This window comes from Fredinandcohnia onubensis (genome assembly GCF_002734285.1).
Classification (GTDB): domain Bacteria; phylum Bacillota; class Bacilli; order Bacillales; family Bacillaceae_L; genus Ferdinandcohnia; species Ferdinandcohnia onubensis_A.
In genome coordinates this window covers 91,009-111,611 of sequence record NZ_NSEA01000011.1, presented here as the reverse complement: position 1 = coordinate 111,611, position 20,603 = coordinate 91,009, and the positions used below count along the sequence as shown (strand labels likewise).

23 protein-coding genes are annotated in these 20,603 nt (G+C 38.2%); 16 read left to right on the top strand and 7 right to left on the bottom strand.

Annotated elements, in window-relative coordinates; translation table 11 throughout:
- Positions 1-147: 147 nt before the first annotated feature.
- The 7 genes from CKJ95_RS23350 to CKJ95_RS11920 all read left to right on the top strand — a co-directional run bounded on the left by CKJ95_RS23350 (position 148) and on the right by CKJ95_RS11920 (position 5,791).
- Positions 148-300 carry a hypothetical protein gene (locus CKJ95_RS23350; RefSeq protein ID WP_180271485.1) on the top strand — a complete coding sequence of 51 codons (153 nt, stop codon included), beginning with the start codon at positions 148-150 and terminating at the stop codon, positions 298-300.
- Positions 301-511: 211 nt separating this feature from the next.
- Entirely contained in the window at positions 512-1,774 is a 1,263-nt protein-coding gene (locus tag CKJ95_RS11945) for an ammonium transporter (RefSeq protein WP_099353658.1), read from the top strand.
- A 64-nt stretch (positions 1,775-1,838) separates the two neighbouring features.
- Positions 1,839-2,810 (top strand): DUF294 nucleotidyltransferase-like domain-containing protein, encoded by a 972-nt coding sequence (locus CKJ95_RS11940; RefSeq protein WP_099353657.1) that lies wholly within the window; start codon positions 1,839-1,841, stop codon positions 2,808-2,810.
- A 15-nt stretch (positions 2,811-2,825) separates the two neighbouring features.
- Positions 2,826-3,554: an exonuclease domain-containing protein gene (locus tag CKJ95_RS11935; protein WP_099353656.1), complete on the top strand. Its 729-nt coding sequence runs from the start codon at positions 2,826-2,828 to the stop codon at positions 3,552-3,554.
- 141 nt (positions 3,555-3,695) lie between these two features.
- Positions 3,696-4,661 (top strand): bile acid:sodium symporter family protein, encoded by a 966-nt coding sequence (locus CKJ95_RS11930; RefSeq protein ID WP_099353655.1) that lies wholly within the window; start codon positions 3,696-3,698, stop codon positions 4,659-4,661.
- Between the two features lie 135 nt (positions 4,662-4,796).
- Positions 4,797-5,231 carry a GNAT family N-acetyltransferase gene (locus CKJ95_RS11925; protein WP_306475364.1) on the top strand — a complete coding sequence of 145 codons (435 nt, stop codon included), beginning with the start codon at positions 4,797-4,799 and terminating at the stop codon, positions 5,229-5,231.
- Positions 5,232-5,272: 41 nt separating this feature from the next.
- Positions 5,273-5,791 (top strand): acyl-CoA thioesterase, encoded by a 519-nt coding sequence (locus CKJ95_RS11920; RefSeq protein ID WP_099353653.1) that lies wholly within the window; start codon positions 5,273-5,275, stop codon positions 5,789-5,791.
- A gap of 46 nt (positions 5,792-5,837) precedes the next feature.
- Here the strand turns inward: CKJ95_RS11920 and mscL are convergent, their stop codons facing one another.
- Together mscL and CKJ95_RS11910 are read right to left on the bottom strand one after the other, a co-directional pair.
- Positions 5,838-6,215: a large conductance mechanosensitive channel protein MscL gene (gene mscL / locus CKJ95_RS11915; protein ID WP_099353652.1), complete on the bottom strand. Its 378-nt coding sequence runs from the start codon at positions 6,213-6,215 to the stop codon at positions 5,838-5,840.
- Positions 6,216-6,285: 70 nt separating this feature from the next.
- Positions 6,286-6,585 carry a hypothetical protein gene (locus tag CKJ95_RS11910; protein WP_099353651.1) on the bottom strand — a complete coding sequence of 100 codons (300 nt, stop codon included), beginning with the start codon at positions 6,583-6,585 and terminating at the stop codon, positions 6,286-6,288.
- 173 nt (positions 6,586-6,758) lie between these two features.
- On the opposite strand from CKJ95_RS11910, the gene CKJ95_RS11905 reads away from it, so the two are divergent.
- Positions 6,759-7,208, top strand: coding sequence for a CoxG family protein (locus CKJ95_RS11905; RefSeq protein ID WP_099353650.1), 450 nt, complete (start codon positions 6,759-6,761; stop codon positions 7,206-7,208).
- A gap of 157 nt (positions 7,209-7,365) precedes the next feature.
- Here CKJ95_RS11905 and fdhD read toward each other — a convergent pair whose 3' ends face one another.
- Positions 7,366-8,175 carry a formate dehydrogenase accessory sulfurtransferase FdhD gene (gene fdhD / locus CKJ95_RS11900; protein WP_099353649.1) on the bottom strand — a complete coding sequence of 270 codons (810 nt, stop codon included), beginning with the start codon at positions 8,173-8,175 and terminating at the stop codon, positions 7,366-7,368.
- A gap of 186 nt (positions 8,176-8,361) precedes the next feature.
- On the opposite strand from fdhD, the gene CKJ95_RS23820 reads away from it, so the two are divergent.
- From CKJ95_RS23820 to CKJ95_RS11880, 5 genes are all read left to right on the top strand, one after another.
- Complete coding sequence (locus CKJ95_RS23820; protein WP_257215778.1) at positions 8,362-8,493, top strand: hypothetical protein; 132 nt, start codon at positions 8,362-8,364, stop codon at positions 8,491-8,493.
- A gap of 76 nt (positions 8,494-8,569) precedes the next feature.
- On the top strand, positions 8,570-9,835 hold the full coding sequence (locus CKJ95_RS11895) for an L-lactate MFS transporter (protein WP_099353648.1): 1,266 nt from the start codon (positions 8,570-8,572) through the stop codon (positions 9,833-9,835).
- Positions 9,836-9,896: 61 nt separating this feature from the next.
- Complete coding sequence (locus CKJ95_RS11890) at positions 9,897-10,259, top strand: DUF2294 domain-containing protein (protein WP_099353647.1); 363 nt, start codon at positions 9,897-9,899, stop codon at positions 10,257-10,259.
- A gap of 209 nt (positions 10,260-10,468) precedes the next feature.
- Positions 10,469-12,832: an FdhF/YdeP family oxidoreductase gene (locus tag CKJ95_RS11885; RefSeq protein ID WP_099353646.1), complete on the top strand. Its 2,364-nt coding sequence runs from the start codon at positions 10,469-10,471 to the stop codon at positions 12,830-12,832.
- A 52-nt stretch (positions 12,833-12,884) separates the two neighbouring features.
- Positions 12,885-13,349 (top strand): hypothetical protein, encoded by a 465-nt coding sequence (locus CKJ95_RS11880; RefSeq protein ID WP_257215777.1) that lies wholly within the window; start codon positions 12,885-12,887, stop codon positions 13,347-13,349.
- A 994-nt stretch (positions 13,350-14,343) separates the two neighbouring features.
- Here CKJ95_RS11880 and CKJ95_RS11875 read toward each other — a convergent pair.
- Positions 14,344-15,396 (bottom strand): YeiH family protein, encoded by a 1,053-nt coding sequence (locus CKJ95_RS11875; protein WP_180271484.1) that lies wholly within the window; start codon positions 15,394-15,396, stop codon positions 14,344-14,346.
- A 333-nt stretch (positions 15,397-15,729) separates the two neighbouring features.
- Between CKJ95_RS11875 and recQ the strand changes: the two genes are divergently transcribed.
- Entirely contained in the window at positions 15,730-17,517 is a 1,788-nt protein-coding gene (gene recQ / locus CKJ95_RS11870; RefSeq protein ID WP_099353644.1) for a DNA helicase RecQ, read from the top strand.
- 42 nt (positions 17,518-17,559) lie between these two features.
- On the opposite strand, the gene CKJ95_RS11865 is transcribed toward recQ, so the two are convergent.
- The gene (locus CKJ95_RS11865) at positions 17,560-17,790 is read right to left on the bottom strand and encodes a group-specific protein (protein WP_099353643.1); all 231 of its coding nucleotides are present in this window, start codon (positions 17,788-17,790) and stop codon (positions 17,560-17,562) included.
- 623 nt (positions 17,791-18,413) lie between these two features.
- Here CKJ95_RS11865 and CKJ95_RS11860 point away from each other — a divergent pair.
- On the top strand, positions 18,414-18,914 hold the full coding sequence (locus CKJ95_RS11860) for a hypothetical protein (RefSeq protein ID WP_099353642.1): 501 nt from the start codon (positions 18,414-18,416) through the stop codon (positions 18,912-18,914).
- Between the two features lie 108 nt (positions 18,915-19,022).
- Here CKJ95_RS11860 and CKJ95_RS11855 read toward each other — a convergent pair whose 3' ends face one another.
- Both CKJ95_RS11855 and CKJ95_RS11850 read right to left on the bottom strand, forming a co-directional pair.
- Positions 19,023-19,583, bottom strand: a complete 561-nt coding sequence (locus CKJ95_RS11855) for a thioredoxin family protein (RefSeq protein WP_099353641.1) — start codon at positions 19,581-19,583, stop codon at positions 19,023-19,025.
- 75 nt (positions 19,584-19,658) lie between these two features.
- On the bottom strand, positions 19,659-19,937 hold the full coding sequence (locus tag CKJ95_RS11850) for a hypothetical protein (RefSeq protein WP_099353640.1): 279 nt from the start codon (positions 19,935-19,937) through the stop codon (positions 19,659-19,661).
- A 159-nt stretch (positions 19,938-20,096) separates the two neighbouring features.
- On the opposite strand from CKJ95_RS11850, the gene CKJ95_RS11845 reads away from it, so the two are divergent.
- Entirely contained in the window at positions 20,097-20,504 is a 408-nt protein-coding gene (locus tag CKJ95_RS11845; protein ID WP_099353639.1) for a VWA-like domain-containing protein, read from the top strand.
- Positions 20,505-20,603 lie beyond the last annotated feature (99 nt).

The following is a 20,603-nucleotide window of genomic DNA, read 5'->3' as shown; positions in this document are numbered from 1 at the left end:
AAAATGCGAGGGGTTTTTAAATAAAAATGCTTCCAAACGTATAAAAATACTATTCTGAAAACGGTTATTTCTACCAGCATTTTTTTTAGCATTCCCAACTCAAACTAAAACATATATGGGGATACTAAAAGAAAGGAGTGGATACTGATGAAGAAACGCCAAAGTAAGGACGATGCAACCATCGCAGTTGGAATGGACACAGAAAATGATTTACAAGAGGAAGCAACAATGGAAGAAATAGAAAAAGGCGATTACACACAAGTTACAACCCTGTCTTATGACGAAAATGATCCTAGCTAGAAGCTGTTAAGAAGCATATCACTATGGTGATTATGCTTCTTTTTTTTTGCTTGATGTCATACTTTCTAACGTAATTAATCTAAAAATTTTAAAAAATAGTTGATTTCAATCTATATTTTAGATTAATATTAATAATCATATACATGATGTTATATTTTATGACATCATATGTAATGTAAAATAACAGTTTGCTTAAAGGGGGAAGTTGAAAATGGACGTTTCTTATTTAATGAACAGTCTATGGGTAATGGTTGGAGCAATTTTAGTTATTTTTATGTTAGGTGGATTCATACTACTTGAAGCTGGTTCGACTCGAATGAAAAATGCAGGGCATATCGCAGGTAAAACGATTTTTACATTCGGTCTTTCGTCATTAGTGTTTTGGGCAGTTGGATTTGGATTTATCTTCGGTGGCAACGCAAACTTTTTTGTAGGGCTATCTGAATTCTTTTATTCTGGAAAAGAACTCGATTTAGGTCTTAATTCATCTGTTTTCTTTTTATTTCAATTAGCATTTGCAGGAATAGCGATTACAATTGCAACAGGCGGTTTTGCAGAAAGAGCGAAACTTTCAGTATACCTTGTATTTACCATTCTTTTCGCAGCAATTGTTTATCCAGTGGTTGCTCACTGGATTTGGGGTGGCGGCTGGTTAGCCGAGCATGGCAAGCAAGATTTCGCGGGATCAACAGTTGTTCATTTAACAGGCGCAATGGCAGCTTTTGCAGCTACTATACTATTGAAGCCGCGTATTGGAAAATACAATAAGGACGGTTCATCGAATACTCTTTTTGGACATAACCAAGTGTATACAGCGTTGGGGGTATTAATTCTTTGGATCGGTTGGTTTGGGTTTAATGCAGGTAGCACGGTATCTGTGGACGCTGGATTCTTTGGATTCGTTGCACTAAATACGAATTTGGCAGCAGGGGCTGGAGTAGTAGCGGCATTATTCATTTCTTGGATTGTATTAGGTAAATCAGATATTCCGACTATGTTAAATGGTGCATTAGCAGGGTTAGTTGCAATTACAGCATCTTGCGCATTTGTTGATACATGGGCAGCTGTGGTGATTGGTTTTGTAGCCGGAATTCTTGTCTTTTATAGTGCGCGATTCTTTGAAAAGAGAAAGATCGATGACCCGATTTTCGCTTTATCAGTTCACGGAGCAGCGGGTATTTGGGGTACATTATCAACTGGATTCTTTGCAACACCAGAGCTTGCAACGGTTGGGCAGCCTGGATTGTTTTATGGTGGAGGATTCACGCAATTAGGTGTACAGTTCTTAGGTGTTGCTACATCTGGTCTCTATGCATTTGTTGTTTCCTTTATCATTCTTGCTGTTCTCAAAAAGGTGATGGGTGGTCTACGCGTAACAGAAGAAGAGGAAATTATGGGGTTAGACATTAGTGAACATGGCAGCTATGGTTATCCTGAAGTATTCTTAGCAAAGGAAGATAAGTTAAGTTCGTAATATAAAGTGCAAGCCCTCTAGCGATAGAGGAGCTTGCTATCATTATGGTTTAGGGGGTGTACCGATGAGCAAAAACATGCAAACATACGAATCAATTAAAAATTTAAGGGAGAAGTTGATTTTCCAATATCAGATTGATGAAAATTCCCTAAACCATTTTCATGATAAGGTGATGAAATATATTTTTCATTTGGCGCTAGAGCAACAGGTGCAAAAAACAAAAACTCCTCCCTGTGAATTTGTATGGTTTATTACTGGTAGTGGGGGCAGATTTGAGCAAGGGTATGTAAGTGACCAAGATCATGGAATTATCTATGCAGATCATTCAAAAGAAGCTTCTCATTTTTTTAGTGAATTAGGAAAAGAGCTTTCTTATGGATTATACAAAGTTGGATATCCATATTGTGAGGGGAAAATCATGCCGTCCAATCCTTTATGGTGTAACTCGGTAGAGGGGTGGCAAAAACAGTTAACATCGTGGATGGAAGAGGAAAGTTGGGAGGCTATACGTTATTTGCAAATTTTTTATGATTCACGAGTTCTTGTAGGGAGTAATCAATTATTACGTGAGCTTAAGTTCCATTTGCATGCCAATCAGGAGGTAAATACGAACCTGTTAACAAGGCATATGGAGAACATTATGTTTGTCAAAAAAGCGATTGGTCCACTTGGTCAACTAGTCGGAGAAGAAAAAGGAGAATTCGAAGGATCCATTGATTTAAAGCAGACCGCTTTTCTACCTTATGTTAACGCGATTCGAGTACTTGCGATAAAGGAAGGCTTGTTAGAAACATCCACCATTGAACGTATTGAAGCTTTACTAAAGAGAGGGTATCCCTCTGATTTTAAGGATTATCTTGAACATTTCAAGCTTTTACTCGCACTTAGGAATAATCTCTACAATCATACTCAGTCTTACGATGCAAGTCATTATATACCAATTAAGAGTTTAGATAAAAGACGAAAAAAAGAACTCCGCGACATTTTGAAGAGTGGTTACAAACTACATCAGTATGTTCGTTCAATTATCGTCTAGAGGAGTGGTTGAAGTATGGCATTTGAACCATTTGTTCAATTTGTACGGGGGCTTCATGGAAAAATAAATACAAGTGGAATGGGTGGGAATCAAGGCCTTAGCTTTCAACAGGTTGCTTTTCTACGCCAAATTCATAGAGATCTTCAGCAAGAGGATAAATTGACAGTTCCGTTAGATGAGCTATCTGTTGTTGTGTTTGATATCGAAACAACGGGCTTCTACCCAGACCAAGGGGATGAAATTATTTCACTTGGTGCAATTAAAGTGGAGGGCGGAGGAATTCGCGAAAATGAACTATTTTATTCGCTTGTATCCTCTAAAAAAGAGGTCCCTGAGAAGGTTCAGAAATTAACGGGAATAACACCTGAAACGTTAAAAAATGCCCCGCCACTTTCGGAGGTTCTCATTCAATTCTTTGAATTTGCGAGAGGGAATCCCCTCGTTGCACACCATGCGAATCATGAGAAAACCTTTATGCATACAGCAAGTTGGAAGCAATTTCGCACCCCATTTAAACATCGGATTATTGATACCTCCTTTTTATTCAGGTTAGTAGAACCGGATTTACGATTAACTAGATTAGAAGACTTATGTGAATATCACCAAATCCCAGTAACGAATCGGCATCACGCGTTAGGAGATGCTGTCTTAACAGCCAAGCTTTGGTCACTTTATATACGAAAAATCCAAGAGATAGGATGCCGTACATTAAGGGATGTTTATGATCGGCTAGCAAAACTTTAAGGAAGCACTCGTTTAAGGTGTTTCTTTTTTTTATGTTAATTTTACCCAAATTTATGTTGGACAACTACTGTCGTGCTAAAATTGTAGTATACTAAAATAACGGTCTTACAGAAATGATACTCAGTCCTTAGGAGAATGATAATGTTACAGAAACTCAATAAAAAACTAGAAAAACTTATGCCACTCATTACACCTACAAGTGTAGTACTTGGTGTTTTATTAACTGCATACTTAGCTCCGCTTTCTTATTTAGTACCGTGGATTTTTGCATTTATTACTTTTTCAGGGGCGTTAAGTTCAAGTTTTAGTTCTTTAAAGAGAGCTCTCACTCATCCGTTTCCCATCTTGATTGCTCTTATTACTTTACATTTAATCATGCCAGCTTGGGCTTGGGTTGTTGGGCATTTAACCTTTCCTGGTGACAGTTTTACGATAACCGGAATGATTTTAGCAGTTGTGATACCAACCGGGATATCGAGCTTTATCTGGGTGGCAATGAAGCATGGCAATATTGCATTGACGCTTTCTATTATATTAATTGATACATTAATTTCTCCTTTTGTTGTGCCGTATAGTTTAACTTTGTTTGTCGGCAGTAATGTTGAAATGGATATTCTTAGCATCATGCAAGGGCTCCTTTTTATGGTTGTGCTACCCTCTATCCTAGGTATGCTTGTCAATCATTTTACAAAAGGCAAATGTACAAAAACACTTAGTCCAACTTTGGCTCCTTTTTCAAAGATTGGTCTTGGTGTCGTGGTGATGATTAATAGTGCAACGATTGCACCTTATTTGAAAAATGTGGACTTGAAACTAATCATGACAGGCGCGGTTGTATTTTTCATTGCATTTTGTGGTTATATGATTTCATGGGGAATCGGCCGCCTGCTAAAGCTAGAATCGGATGTCATCATTGCACTTATTTTTACAGGGGGGATGCGGAATATTAGCGCAGGTGCCGTCATTGCCATTGCCTTCTTCCCAGCCGAGGTTGCGGTTCCTGTCGTTGTAGGAATGCTTTTCCAGCAAATACTAGCTTCGATCTATGCATTCTTCATTGATCGCGTATATTCATTTGAACGTGTTGAACAAAAGTTTACCGCATAACAAACGTTAGTCATTTGGCTAACGTTTTTTCTTTAAAAAAAGATTGAAATATTTAGCCCGAACGCATACGATTATATGTTGGGAGGCCATAAAACACCTCCTTATACTAATGTATCGGGGGATACTCACTTGACAGTGACCTTACAAAAAATCACACGTGATAATTGGGAAGAATGTATTGATTTAAAAGTAAGTAAGGAACAGCAGGGTTTTATCGCATCAAATCTTTATTCACTAGCAGAAGTACAGTTTTTGCCAAGCTTTGAGGCGCTCGCTATATATGCAGCTGATAAAATGGTGGGTTTTACAATGTACGGTTTAGATGAGGATGATCATAATTATTGGATTTACCGAATTATGATTGATGAAAAATACCAGGGGAATGGCTTCGGCACTAACGCTCTTTTACAGGTAATTGAAAATATTAAAGTTAAACCAGATGCCAAAGAAATCATCATCGGGTATAACCCAGATAATATTGAAGCAGAAAAAACGTATTTACGAGCGGGCTTTCAATTGAATGGGGTAGCACCTTGGGGAGAAAAACTCGTTAGTTTGAAATTGATCTAATACGTGAAGAATATAAAAAAATAACGAAGGAGGACATACATATGGAAGAGGCAAAGTACTGCAAAGAATCCTTTGTTGTAAAGACAAGTAATGTTTTTCCGCCTGATACTAATTACCATGGAACCATGTTTGGTGGTAAATTGATGGCTTATATTGATGATGTAGCTTCTATTTCAGCTGTGCGTCATTCACGTTCACTGGTTGTAACAGCATCAACAGATTCTGTGGATTTTCTTCATCCGATTAATGAAGGAAGCTCTGTTTGTTTAGAAGCTTTCGTTACCTACACGGGGCGATCATCTATGGAGGTTTTTGTAAAGGTGATTGCAGAGGACTTATATACGGGAGAACGTCATATTTGCGCATTGTCGTTTTTAACCTTTGTTGCCTTAGATGAGAATGGGAAACCAAAACCCGTTCCAAAGGTAATTCCGAAGTCTGAGGAAGAAAAGATGCTACATGAATCAGCAAAAGACCGTGCAGAAAATCGAAAAAGACGTAAAAAAGAAAACGAAAAAATGGCGTCTAAATTTAGCATTGCATTACCGTGGGAAGTATAAAAAAAGGTTGTCCATAGTCAATCATGACTCGGACAACCTTTTTCAATTAGCTACGTTGTTCTTTTAATAAATCACGAATCTCAGTAAGTAATTGCTCCTCTTTTGATGGAGTTGGTGCAGCAGGCTTTTCTTCTTCTTTTTTCTTAAAGCGCTGGAAAAAGCGAATAAAGAGAAAAATAGAAAAGGAAATAATTAAAAAATCCACGACTGTTTGTAGAAAAGCACCGTACATGATTTCTTCACCATTAAAGGGGATAGAAGCTTTAGATATGTCGACCCCACCTAGTAAGAAACCGACTAGAGGCATAATAATATCATTCACGAGTGATGTAACGATTTTTCCAAATGCTCCACCAATGATAACCCCAACAGCAAGATCAATCACATTGCCTTTGAGGGCAAACTTTTTAAATTCATTAATCATGAGTAAATTCTCCTTTCAAACCATTTCTTATTTTACATAAATCCTTGGAAAAGAAAATAGTACATAAGACTTATCCCTTAAATCTTTCTAATTGGTGGAGCATGTTTTCACTTTTTAAGATTTCAATTTGTCTTTCTCCTAATAAATCAAAGTGAGGGAATCCAGTCCGGTTATGAATGTATTTTGAAGGAATGCCATATTGTTCGCCCCAACTTTTAAGTTTTTCAAGGTCAGCACAGCCGACTTTAGTCACGGTCGTCATCCCAGGAAAACGGTCGTCAAGCCAATAATGCGTCAAAAATGCAATTTCCCCTTGTGAAACCTTACTTTTCCATTCAAGAAGCTCCTTGCGTCTAATTCCAAAAGCCATAAAAAGTCTCTCCTCTATACAAACATCTAGCTTTATTTTACCCATTATATCAAAAAGCAATTGAAATAATAGACTATGACAGTTGTCTTACGATTTATCATTTTAGTTCTATAACAAAATTTTGCTAATAAAATTGTAACATCATCTTAGAAAAAATCGTAAGGAGTGGGATCTTGAAAAAAGCTGATAAATTTATCGTACATGCAGACCGAGAAAGTGTCTATTCTGTTTTTATGGACCCAATGAAATTAGGGCCCTGTTTTCCCGGCTGTAAAAAAGTCAAACAATTAAGTCCAACAAAATATGAAACATTGGTAGAGGTCAAGGTACAATTTGTCCCGATCAAAATTCAGGGAGTAGGGGAGTTAAAAGAGTCGATCGAAAATGAAAAGATTGTCGTAGAAATGAAAGGAAAACCCGTTTCACTTGCGGGTTCCTTTACAAATACCCTTACTGCAAACTTAAAAACAATCGAACCGAATCAAACACTTGTTGAATATGAAATGGATTTTGAAATGACCGGTAAATTAGCTTCAATTGGGGAGCTTTTGATGAAAGGGTCAAGCAATAAACAGTCAGAAGAGTTCATGAAAAACGTACAAGAGCTGTTTCAACACACGTAAAATAAGTGGTATGGCCGATAATTGAAAAATATGGCTGATAATTTGAATTTATGGCTGATACCGAAAAAATATGGCTGATACCAAAAAAATATAGCCGATAGGAAAAAGTATCAAAAAAAGAGATTAGTAGAGGGAAGCCTACTAATCTCTTTTCGTATCATCTCGTAGTCTCAACCAAATTCTGTACAATTCGTTCTGGATGTGAATAGACATTTAGCTTTCCGCCGCGTATGAAACCAACGGCAGTTATGTTCAGTTCTTCAGCCATTTTAATAGCCAAATCAGTTGGTGCTGATTTCGATAAAACAATCCCAACTCCAATTTTCGCGGCCTTTAATAATACCTCAGAAGAAATTCTACCACTAAACACAATCACTTTATCGCGAACAGGAATTTTATGATTTAAACAATATCCATAGATTTTATCAAGAGCATTATGTCTGCCAATATCAGTTCGATTCACAATCATTTCGTTTGGCGTGCAAAGTGCCGCATTGTGCACACCACCTGTATCCTTAAAGACAACACTGTTTTGTTGCATTTCGTTCATTAAGGTAATGCATTCTTCAGGTGTGAGGGTAATGGTTGATGTTGATGTTTTGGCTGTTTTAGAGTCATTGACAAAATAAAATTGTCTTCCTTTTCCACAACAGGAACCGATAAAACGCTTTGAATAATATTCCTGACTTGTTGTTACTTCTTTAGTCGTATCAACATACGCATAGCCTTGGCCTTCATCGATATGGAGACTTTTAATTTCGTCTCTAAAACGGATGACTCCTTCTGAAGCTAAAAAGCCAATTACCAGTTCATCAAGTTCTGAAGGGGTACAAACCATCGTTGCAAATTCTTGCTGGTTCAAGATAATAGTCAAAGGAAATTCAGTCACAATTTGATCTTCCTCGTCAAAAAGCTGACCATCTTCAAATTTGATAATCCCTTTTTTAACAGTAATGGAATCCATCATCTATACACCTCACTTTCCGATTGAAATTCATGTAACGCATCTAGTTACTAAATATATAATCATACTTTTATTGGAAGGACAACAATAAAAAATTTTCACTACTCGAAATAGTTAAATAAAAGCTATTGTTTTATTTTGCTAGCTTTGGTAATATTTTATTATATAGTTCACAATATTGACACACTTTTGTCACAGGATAGCGAACCTGTCTCTGCTGCAAAAGGTGCGATGTTGGAAGCGATTACTGTTAATTTTGTAGTAGCGAACCTGCTAGGGAAATTAACCGTCATCATCCTTTTTATGCTTATTCAAGCATAAGGCTGCTGGCGGTTTTTTTGTTTTTTATAACTACTGCAAAATGTAACCTATTATTTCAAAACAAAGGAGAGAAGAAATGGAAAAGACAAAAAATCGTTGGCTGATTGCAGCCTCGGCCGTTGGAATTCACTTATCTATCGGTTCTGTTTACGCCTGGAGTGTATTTACAAAACCTCTACAATCAGAATTCGGATGGGATTTAACTGACATCAGCATGACCTTTAGTATCGCGATTCTTTTCTTAGGATTATCAGCAGCTTTCCTAGGGCATTTCGTTGAAAAATATGGCCCTCGCGCATCTGGCATTCTAGCTGCTATATTCTTTGGCGTCGGTATCACGGGATCTGGTCTTGCGATTAACCTAGAATCATTGCCATTATTGTATTTATTCTATGGTGCTTTAGGTGGAATTGGTCTAGGCGTTGGATACATTGCTCCAGTATCAACACTTGTAAAATGGTTCCCTGACAGACGTGGCATGGCAACGGGCCTTGCAATTATGGGGTTTGGATTTGCGTCACTAATCAGCAGTCCCATCATGCAAAAACTGATTGTATCAGTAGGAATTGCAAATACGTTTTATATCCTTGGAATCTCTTATTTTATCATTATGATCTTGGCGTCACTTTACCTTGCACCACCGAAAGAAGGCTGGTTACCGGCTGGCTTTAAAGAGAAGGTTTCGAGTGGAACTAAAAAGGTAAAACAGGATTTATCACAATTAACTGCTAACCAAGCGGTAAAGACAAAACGTTTCTATTATTTATGGCTCATGCTCTTTATCAATGTTACGTGCGGTATAGCAATCATCTCTGCCGCTTCTCCACTTGCACAGGAAAGTGTAGGCTTAACTCCAGTTGCAGCTGCAGCGTTAGTAGGAGTTTTAGGCGCATTTAACGGTCTTGGTCGAATTGGTTGGGCGTCAGTGTCTGATTACTTAGGGAGGCCTAATACATATACAGTATTTTTCCTTATCCAAGTAGTTGCTTTTCCGTTACTACCACATGTGTCAAATCCAGTGTTATTTCAGGTATTACTGGCACTTATCTATACATGTTACGGTGGTGGGTTTGCTGCAATCCCGGCTTACATTGGGGACTTGTTTGGAACAAAACAGCTTGGTGCAATCCACGGCTATATTTTAACGGCGTGGGCAGCGGCAGGTCTTGCTGGTCCAATGTTCGCATCTTGGATTCGGGACACAACTGGAAGCTATACACAAAGCTTAACAGTATTTACTGCACTCTTTGCAGTGGCACTAGCGGTTTCACTTCTAATTCGTTTGGATATTAAAAAATTACAAAAGAAACAATCTACGAATGCTGCTGAGCTTGCTGGTTGACATTCTTTGTAATCTTGATTAACTTAAGGTTAATGAGTAACTAGTAAGAGGTAGACAAAAAATGAATAAATACGAAGCTGAGTTTAGCAATCTAGTAAGGTCCTTTCGCAAAAAGCATATGGGGAAAGGACCTAGTAAAATCACCACAACCTTTTGTAAAAATTGGGCCATATGTGAGATGGAAGGAAACCTATCTCCAGTTGAAAAATTTATTGCCGGTGCGGATGAAGGAAAACAAATGCTTCGTGCGGCAAGAACCGAAATGGTAAAAGAAATGTACCGAAAAAACAGACCAGTTGAAATGGAAGAGTTTTTAGGTTCAAACCTAGTAGATTTATTTGTTGATATTGATATTGATCGAGATTTCGGAATGTCAGTATTTGTATTTGATCAAGACCTAGCGAAGAAATTTAAAACAAAATAATCTTGTGTTGGCACTTGGTAGCGACCCTGCTAAAGACTAACCACCGTTTCATTTCTCTATAATCGTAGAGAATCATGTTTCGGTGGTTTTTTCTATAATTTTAGAGTTTTTGAAGGATTAAGCAGTTTAATGCCGAAAGCATAGTTAATATAAGTTGACTTTGACCATAGACATAGTAATAAAGGAATAAGGAGAAGGAGGAGTAAGAAGTGGGAGAAACAAAGCATCAGGGACCTATAAAATCAACAAAAATGCCACAACCAAAGCATTGGGTTAGTCCAATCCCATTTGGTTTAGGAAAAGTGAAGCCGAAACATATTCGAGATACAATGAAAGTTGCGTGGGAAAACAAGGACAATCTAGGGTATGCGACTCGTATTTTAACGCAAGGTGTTTGTGACGGATGCGCACTTGGTGTTTCTGGTCTTTATGATCAAACGTTGACAGGTCCGCATATGTGCACGACACGATTAAATGTACTGCGTTTAAGTACAATGCCAGCGATTCAATCGGATATTCTTCATGCTGATATCGATGAACTTCGTAAGCTTAATAGCACAGAACTAAGAAAGCTCGGTAGAATACCTTACCCGATGATCCGTCGTAAAGGAGAAAGAAAGTTTTCTAGAATCTCCTGGGATGAAGCGATGGATATGATTGCAAATAAAATGAAGAAGTTGAACCCGAAGCAGTATGCATTTTACCTGACTTCCAGAGGGATTACGAATGAATCTTATTATGTGGCTGCTAAGGTATCTCGTTTCTTAGGAACGAACCATATTGATAACGCTTCCCGTATTTGTCATTCGCCTAGTAAAACAGCGATGAAACGTTCTATCGGTGTTGGGGCATCGACTGCCAACTATCAGGACTGGATTGGTACAGAAGTATTGGTATTCTGGGGAAGTGTTGCTTCAAACAGTTCACCTGTTTCAACGAAATACATGCTTGAAGCAAAAAAACGTGGTACAAAAATTATTGTAATTAACCCACACAGAGAACCTGCAATGGATAAATACTGGATCCCATCAAATATGGAATCTGCCCTATTTGGAACAAAGCTCGCAGATGATTTTTACCAAGTGAGCATTGGTGGAGACATTGCCTTCATGTTTGGAATTATGAAGCATTGGTTTGAAATGGAAGAAAAACAACAAGGTTCTGCGATTAATCATAAGTTCGTGAAGGAACACGTGAATGGGTATGAAGAATTGAAAGCGCATGCCAAAGCGCAAAGCTGGGATGAAATTGAAAAGTCATCCGGAGTATCAAAAGAGAGAATCAGAGAACTTGCAGAACTTTTAGCCAAGAGTAAAAACGCCGTGTACACATGGGCAATGGGCTTAACGATGCATTCATTTGCAACTGATAATATTTCACAGGTGGCAAATCTTGCCTTGCTTCGTGGCCACTTAGGTCGTAAGTATAATGGACTAATGCCATTTCGTGGGCACTCTTCGGTACAAGGTTCTGGTGAAATGGGAGCCGATCCGTTTGTACTGCCAGGTGGCGAATTTGATGAAAAAAACAGGAAGCGCCTTGAGGAGATTTGGGGCTTTGAGATACAAAAATGGCAAGGGGATATTGTGGGTGTTACTCTCGAAAATATCGTACTCCCAGAGGAACATGAGCGAAAGGTAAAACTTTATTATATGTCTGGAGGCAATTTCCTTGAAACAATGCCAGATCCTAAGTTTGTCGAAAAAGCATTGTCTGAACTGGATATTCGTGTGCATCAAGATATTATTTTAAACACTTCAACACTCGTGGATGCAAAAGAAGCCGTTATTGTTTTACCGGCAAAAACAAGATATGAACAAGAAGGTGGAGGAACTTCAACATCAACAGAGCGTATGGTTTATTTTTCACCTGAAATTGAAGGAAATAAAAATGAAATTGCTGAAGCACGCGCAGAGTGGAAAATCTATGTGGACCTTGCCAAGCGGGTAAAACCTGAAAAAGCACATTTAATTGATTTTAAAAGCGGACAGGAAATTCGCAATGAAATTGCCATTGCCAATCCGAACTACAACGGCATACAACACCTCAAGAAAAAAGGGGATGTGTTCCAGTGGGGAGGAGCATGGCTTTGTGAAGGTGGAGTGTGCCCGACTCCGGATGGAAAGGGAAGTCTAATTCCAGTTGATATTCCTGATTTCGGTAAAAAAGAAGAACAATTCGTGTTAACAACTCGCCGTGGAAAGCAATTTAATTCGATGATTTATAAAGAGGTTGATCCATTCAATGGAGCTGGCCGTTATGATGTGTTAATCAACCCAATGGATGCGAAGGAACTTCGGGTTGCAGACGGTGAAGCGATCGTTGTTCACAATGGCTTTGGAGTATTCCAAGGAAAAGCTAAATTAGCTGATATCGCCAGAAAAAATCTAGGTGTTCACTTCCCAGAAGGTAACTTTTTATTACCAAGAGGACGCTATGAAAAATATGCTGGTATTCCTGATTACAATATTGCGGTGTATGTGGAAAAAGCAGAGCGCTTCAATGCACGAAAAGATACACAATATCAAGAAAAAGAAATCGCGGATGATATAAATATTGATCCTCCAGCATAAAACTGTTGCCCCCAAGTGAAATTTGGGGGCATTTTCATGTGCAAAACCGGGAATGGATAACAATATAATCTGGTTTGATGAAGGGATGTTACACTTGATTTCGTTTCGTGGAGATGCACATAAAATTTATCTTAGGTTAAAAAAGAATATAAATCATGATTCCACCTTCCAACATGTTAAAGATATGGAGGAAGTCCGGGATATTAAGGCTTTTTATGGAAAAATTGATTCACAAACGTTACAAATCATTTATTACCGCATGCTAAAAGAGCAAAATGGTTCTGGCATCATTCCCATTTTAATTACCGCAGTCCCGTGGTTTTTGTTTCTTTTTGCAAGCCAATTGCAAAAGTTTTTGTTTGGAAAAGGCTATTTGTATTTGATCCTTTTCAGTATCCTTTATTTTGCCCTGCTTTTCTTCAGTGTAATTCTTCATTTTCGTGAAAAAGCATGGGCTTCCTTTCACATCCAAATAATTTGTGACATCTTGGAGGAACGAAAAGAAGTTGGGAAATGAATTTGAGGTATCACACTAGGCTTGTTGCTAACTACAGAAAAGATATTTTGAACAAGTATTGGTGAAGCGCTTTAACAAGAATGTAGTAGTTGAGGTTTCGGACAGTAATCGCCGGGAATTATAAAGTTGGGTCAGAATCAGCTGTGGATTCTGACAGCCATCTTCGGAAATTATCAAGTAGAGTCAGAAACAGCGAGTGATTCTGACAGCCAGTGCAGGAAATTATCGAGTAGAGTCCTAATCATCCATTGATTCTGACAGCCACCACCGGAAATTATCAAGTAGAGTCCGAATCAGCTGTGGATTCTGACAGCCAACTTCGGAATTTATAATGTAGAGTCAGAATCAGCTATGGATTCTGACAGCCATCCCCCGGAATCCATCAAGTAGAGTCAAAATTAACTGTGGATTCTGACAGTCAACTCGAAATTTATCATCGAGAGTCAGAATCAGCCATGGAATCGGACAGCCATCTCCGGAAATTATCATGTAGAGTCAGAAACAGCTGTGGATTCTGACAGTCATCTCCGGAAATTATCATGTAGAGTCAGAAACAGCGAAGGATTCTGACAGCTACCGCCGGATATTATTAAGTAGAGTCGGAATCAGCTGTGGATTCTGCCAGTCATCTTCGGAAATTATCAAGTAGAGTCCGAATCAGCAATGTATTCTGACAGCCATCTTCGGAAATTATCATGTAGAGTCAAAATCAGCAATGTATTCTGACAGCCATCGCCGGAAAATATTAAGTAGAGTCAGAATCAGTCAGGAATAATGCCAACCAACCTCGGAACTGTTCGATCTCTGTCTGAATTACCCTCAATCATAACGTGAACGTACTACAAATCTAGTAAATAGAAACTTGTATTAATTTATGTCTTCTTCAAGAACATAAAAAAGCATGTCAGCCTAATTAAAGGTGACACGCAATTATTTTTTATCCAGAATATCACTAACTTCCATACTCCCCTGAAGGAAACCCTCAATTACTTTTCTAATAGAGAAGTTGGATAATAGTTAGTGTTAACAGCCCCATCATGACAGATGATAGTAAACCTAAGAATAATGGACGTAGGCCCACTGATTTGATTTTTTTGAAATCAGTACCTAGCCCCACACTTGCCATAACCATAAGGATTAGAAATTTGGCAACCCCATCTGTTACACTCGTAATCGATGTTGGAAGCGAGAAGATGGTATTGACCGCCACCGCTCCAGCGAAAAATAAGATAAAAATCGGAAATACCTTACTTATTTTCACTTTGCTGCCTGCGGCTCCATTTGATTTCATAGAAATAAAGATAGATAGAATGAGAGTAACAGGCACTAGCATTAGTGTTCGGATCAACTTGATGATGACAGAAGTATCGCCTGCATTACTGCTATAACTATATCCAGCAGCTACTACGGATGAAGTGTCATGTATCGCGACACCTGCCCAAATTCCAAAAATTTGGTCTGGCATGGAAAAAAGTTGTCCTATTAGTGGGTAGAACAACACTGCCAAGACGTTGAAAGCAAAGATTGTATTTATCGCATATGCGGTTTCTTCCTCTTTTGCACGAACAATGGGGCTTGATGTCACAATGGCGGTTGCTCCACAAATTGCTGTTCCTAGAGAAACAAGAATGGGAATATTCCCACTCAGCTTAAAGAGCTTGGCCAACAAAAATGTAAAAAGTATTCCCGCTAATACCGCTACAACAACTAATAGAATGGCTTCATATCCTAGTTGAAAGATACTCGCATAACTAAGACCAAAACCAAGAAGAACAATTGCGGTCTTAAGCAACGTTTTCAAAGTATAGGAAATTCCTTCCGAAAAAACAGTCGGTATGCCTAAAAAGTTTCGGACCATGATTCCGATGATGATTGCAATTACAGCCCCGCCGATCAACGGAAAATCCTTACCTAGTGAGTTCGCCAAAACGCCTATAATAAAAACGAGAGCTACACCAGGAAGTTTATTTCGAAGTGACTGTGTATTCTCTAACAGGAAAGATTTTTTTTCGTAAGATTGTGATACTTGTAGATTTGCATTACTCACGTGTTTCATCCCTCATATATTTTATAAGTTTTATCTTACCATATCGTAGACACCCTTCACACCTTTAAATTCTTCCTTTATAATTATCTTATCTATTGAACAAAGACTAAGAACGCCACGTCCTGTGGCATCGACTTCATGAACTCACATGGTCTTGGGACTAAAAAAAAGAGGAAGTGAAATATCACTTCCTAACACGAACAGATAAAGAATAAGGAGCTAACACCACACTGTATAGTATGCACAAAGGCGTGCGGACATGTGGGGTAGTACACTACGTCAAACACACATTTTTGCCAAAATCAGTAAAATAAATTTAAAAAGGTGTTTTTTATGATTGAACAAGCGAAACAGGTATTACAGTCGTATTTTGGATATCCTTCCTTCAGACCTGGGCAGGAATCCATTATTGAGAACATTTTAGAAGGAAACGATACGCTCGCAATTATGCCAACTGGGGGCGGGAAGTCTTTATGCTATCAAATTCCAGCCTTGATTTTTGAAGGAATAACAATCGTGATTTCTCCTTTGATCTCATTGATGAAGGACCAGGTAGACACTTTGCTCGGAGTTGGAATTGCGGCTACATATATCAATAGTAGTATTTCCTTGCAGGAAATTCAGGAAAGACTGCAGGACGCAAGGCTTGGCCGTTATAAAATCATTTATATTGCTCCTGAACGACTCGAATCCTCTCAATTTCGATCCCTATTATCTTCTATCCCAATTTCAATGATTGCTGTTGATGAAGCACACTGTATTTCACAGTGGGGACATGATTTCAGGCCTAGCTATCGAAACATCCAATATATGATTGCGGAACTACCGGAAAAGCCTGTTGTTGCTGCATTGACTGCAACCGCAACCGTTGAAGTAAAGGATGATATTTGCAGCCAATTGCAAATTACCCCATCTGCTGTTTTTATTACCGGATTTGCTAGAGAAAATCTAACATTTAATATCCTAAAAGGTGAAAACAAGCGAGATTTTGTCAAAAGCTTTTTAAAAGAAAACAAGAATCAATCTGGAATTGTGTATGCTGCAACACGCCGTGAAGTCAATGAACTTCATGCGTTTTTAGAAAAAGAGGGACATTTAGTAGGGAAATACCATGCCGGACTTTCTGATGAGGAGCGAAAAAGGGCTCAGGAGGATTTCTTATTTGATACGGTCAATGTCATGATTGCGACAAATGCGTTTGGGATGGGGATTGACAAAAGCAATGTAAGATTTGTTATTCACTACAATCTCCCGAAAAATATTGAAGCATATTACCAAGAAGCGGGACGGGCAGGGCGTGATGGCGAAAAAAGTGATTGTTACTTATTATTCGCTTCGCAGGATATCCAGCTTCAGAAGTTCCTGATTGAGCAATCAACAATGGATGAAGGAAAAAAAGAGCAAGAATATCATAAGCTACAGCAAATGATTGATTATTGTCATACAGAAAAATGCCTACAAACCTATATTCTAGAATATTTCGGAGAGAACGAAAGTCCCGAATGTGGACGTTGTTTTAACTGTACAGATGACCGTGAAAAAAAAGATGTAACCACAGAAGCGCTAATGGTGTTTTCCTGTATCAAACGAATGAAAGAACGATTTGGGAAGACATTGGTAGCCCAGGTGTTGAAAGGATCAAGGAACAAAAAAATCCTTGAATTAGGGTTTACATCCTTATCCACTTATGGATTGCTGAAGCAATATTCCGAAAAACAAATTGTCGGTTTAATCGACTATTTAGCTGCCGAAGGATATGTCAAACTGACAAACTCTCAGTATCCAGTGCTTATTCTTGATGCAAAAGCTCTGCCTGTTCTTAAAGGGGAAGTAAAAATTTATAAGAAGGAACAGGTGATGAAAAAACAGATTGTTACTGATAATACACTATTTGAAATTCTTCGCGAGGTCCGAAAAGAAATCTCGACTCGCGATCAAGTACCGCCATATATTGTCTTTTCGGATAGTACATTACGCGAAATGAGTGAAGTGGCGCCGACGGAAGAAAAAGAGTTGCTTGAAATTAAAGGGGTTGCTAAGACAAAACTAGAGCGTTACGGGGAGGACTTCCTTTCTGTGATTCGCAAGTACGTCGAGGAGAAAAGTGCAGTTGTCGAATAAGGAATAGACAAAAGGCACCACATTTAATTGTGGTGCCTTACATTATGCTTGGAAGAGTTCCTCCATTACAACATTACGCTTTTGTTGTTCTTCTTCAATCACTAAATCATATTTCTTTAATAAGTGAAACAATTCATTTAATGTTAGCTGCGTGTGCTCTTGCTCTAAAAACAGAGCCGCCTTGTTATAGAGTTCTTTGGGCAAAAAGCTTTCCTGGCTCTGGAGCTTTTTAACAACATCGGCTTTCGAATGGTCGATATTACAAGTAGACATCAAATTCCCTCCATTTTCCTTTTCTATTTTAATTTTAGCACGTTTGTAAGTAGAATAGGAGGATGGAAACTAATATGCAGCTAATGAGAAGCCTGTGGGAAGAATGTTTGTTGGAAAACAGTGTTATCTTCATTTTGTTAGGTTGAAATTAGGAGAGAGCGAACCAGCAAACCTAGAAAACATCCTAGAATTTGGATGAAATTAGGAGAAAGCGAACCAGCAAACCAAGTAAACATCCTTGAATTTGGATGAAATTAGGAGAGAGTGAACCAGCAAACCAAGTAAACATCCTTGAATTTGGATGAAATTAGGAGAGAGCGAACCAGCAAACCAAGTAAACATCCTAGAATTTGGATGAAATTAGGAGAGAGCGAACCAGCAAACCAAGTAAACATCCTTGAATTTGGATGAAATAGGGGAGAGCGAACCAGCAAACCTAGTAAACATCCTTGCATTTGGATAAAATCAGGAGAATGCAAACCGGTAAACCAAATCTATCATCCCCAATCCTGCATAATTTAGGAGAAAGCAGTCCTTTACTACTGTACACCTAGTGACATCCCACACAACAAGTTTCATAACCATTTGATAAAATGGAAACATGATAGAAGGGGAGGAAAGTTATGGCCTATTATATTTGGATTTTTTTAAATGCATTACTCGTGATCAGTATGTTTATATACATATGGATTTTTAGGTCGCATGATTCGCAAATCGTCACACTAGGGCAGGTTTTCGCTCAAATCGCAATCATTTTATTTGTTGTAAATGTAAATATGTATTTTATCTTTCTCGTCATCCGCAGGACGAAGGTACGGAAACTCAAAATAGCACTTGCGAAAATGTCACGAAGTATGATGAAATCTCATGTCAAGCTTGCGATCATCGGAACGATATTAATTGTGTTTCATGGGGGAATCATGCTCGTAAAGCTAGGGGAGTTAATAGGGTATATAAATCCGAAGATGATAAGTGGTATTTTAGCCATTCTAATATTAGCAATTACTCTTTTTGCAGGATATCTTCGTCATAAAAAATCCTCCGGGTTTCGCCGGAAATTCCATTACACAACGGCTTTTCTTTTTACTCTACTCTTTTTGTTCCATTTATTTTTACCCATCTAAACACATAAAGAGACCGCCCGCATTTCCGTTCTGGTTAGTCCCGCAAACGTTGCGAAGTTGGAAGTGGTGGACGGTCTCAAGTATAGTATATGTTTTATTGTTCAATAATTATGCATTTTTTAATGTAGTCATTATGCTATTTTTAATGTCTTTCCAAAGCACTTCATCTGTAGTGATCCGTTCTGTGAATGATTTAATAAATGCTTTGAATGCCGCATCGTATTCAGGAGATTCTTTATCAGGTACATTTGCTTTCAATTCATCAGCAACCGCTTGGGCCTCTGGAGATCTTGGTCCCCATTTACCAACCTCTTCATACTCTTTATTGACAAAAATGATGATTGGAATCGAACGAGCTTTTCCATTTGTAAGGTATTGATCCATCAACTCTAAATTCTCATCACGGATTAAATAGCGAGTTTCAAGTAAGGCCTCATCTGCAATTCTCATTAAAATAGGGAGATTGACCATTGCATCTCCACACCAATCAGCTGCTAAAATGATTGCTTTTAACTCTTTTTCCTGAAGCGCATGAAGTAATTCTTTATCAGATTCGTCTAATTGAAACCCATTATATACTTTTAATAGGTTCTCCTTGTGAACTTGCATGCTGTTAATGTAATCGAATTGGTTCATGCCTTTTTCAAACCATGGTTTTAAGTTTGACATTATGTATTCCTCCTTCAATTTTTACTTGTTTGCATTTACTATAAATGAAAAAGGAAAATCTAACCACAAAGATGCTTATGAAAAGTCTGTAACCGTTTCGTAGAATTCATAGGAATCTTGAGTAGGAAAACGTGGTATAACCGGTTCCCCTTCTATAAGTACATCCGTTACCACGCTATAGTCCCCATTGGCTGATGGCATCTCTGTTTGTTCCCATCTCCAACATGCACCTGAAAAAGCGATTTGATTTCCAGCAAGGAGTTTAATTTCATGTAGTACCCCATTTAATTCAACAAATCCATATCCATTATTTGATTCAAGTTTTTGGATTAACTCTTCTTTCGAAATTTTCATTTTTCATTCCCCCAATTATTGATAGTTTTACCTTTGCGCACGCCTATAACCTATCCAAGTATTGTTATTTAAACCGTTCATATTTGGTCGGAAAACGTGACAAAATAGTGGAGCCAAGGTAATCATCCTTTGGTATTATGCATGAGGAGTTGAGGATGCGTGAGATGGCAAAGGTCACTAATGGGTTTACTTAAGGACCGTAAAGGCAAAAAAATAGCATTAGCAATCGATACATCAACCAATCAGGTACGGTCAGTTTTGATAAACAATATCATAAAATTTTTTGGTGAAATGATCCCAGAAACACAGCTTGTCCAAGCCGATTTTAAAATAAGAACCATCACACCGATTCAAAACCCTACCATTAAATATTATACGCATGGCAAGTCCTCCTATACTGAGGTGCTGGAATGGGCGGATGAAGAGAAAATCGATACTCTTTTTTATATAACCGATGTTACCGGTTATTTTTACGATGAGTTAGATGTAAAGGCTGAAGTGTTTTGGCTTGTACCAGATGATTATGTACCAAAAGTCCCGTTTGGCAAGGCTATAAAAGTTGCATAAAGATTGGATGACGCGTCTAGAATCATTTGGTTCTAGGCGTATTTAGTTTGAAATCACATTATTAATTTATAATTAGGCTAATTCTTACTTGACGTATTA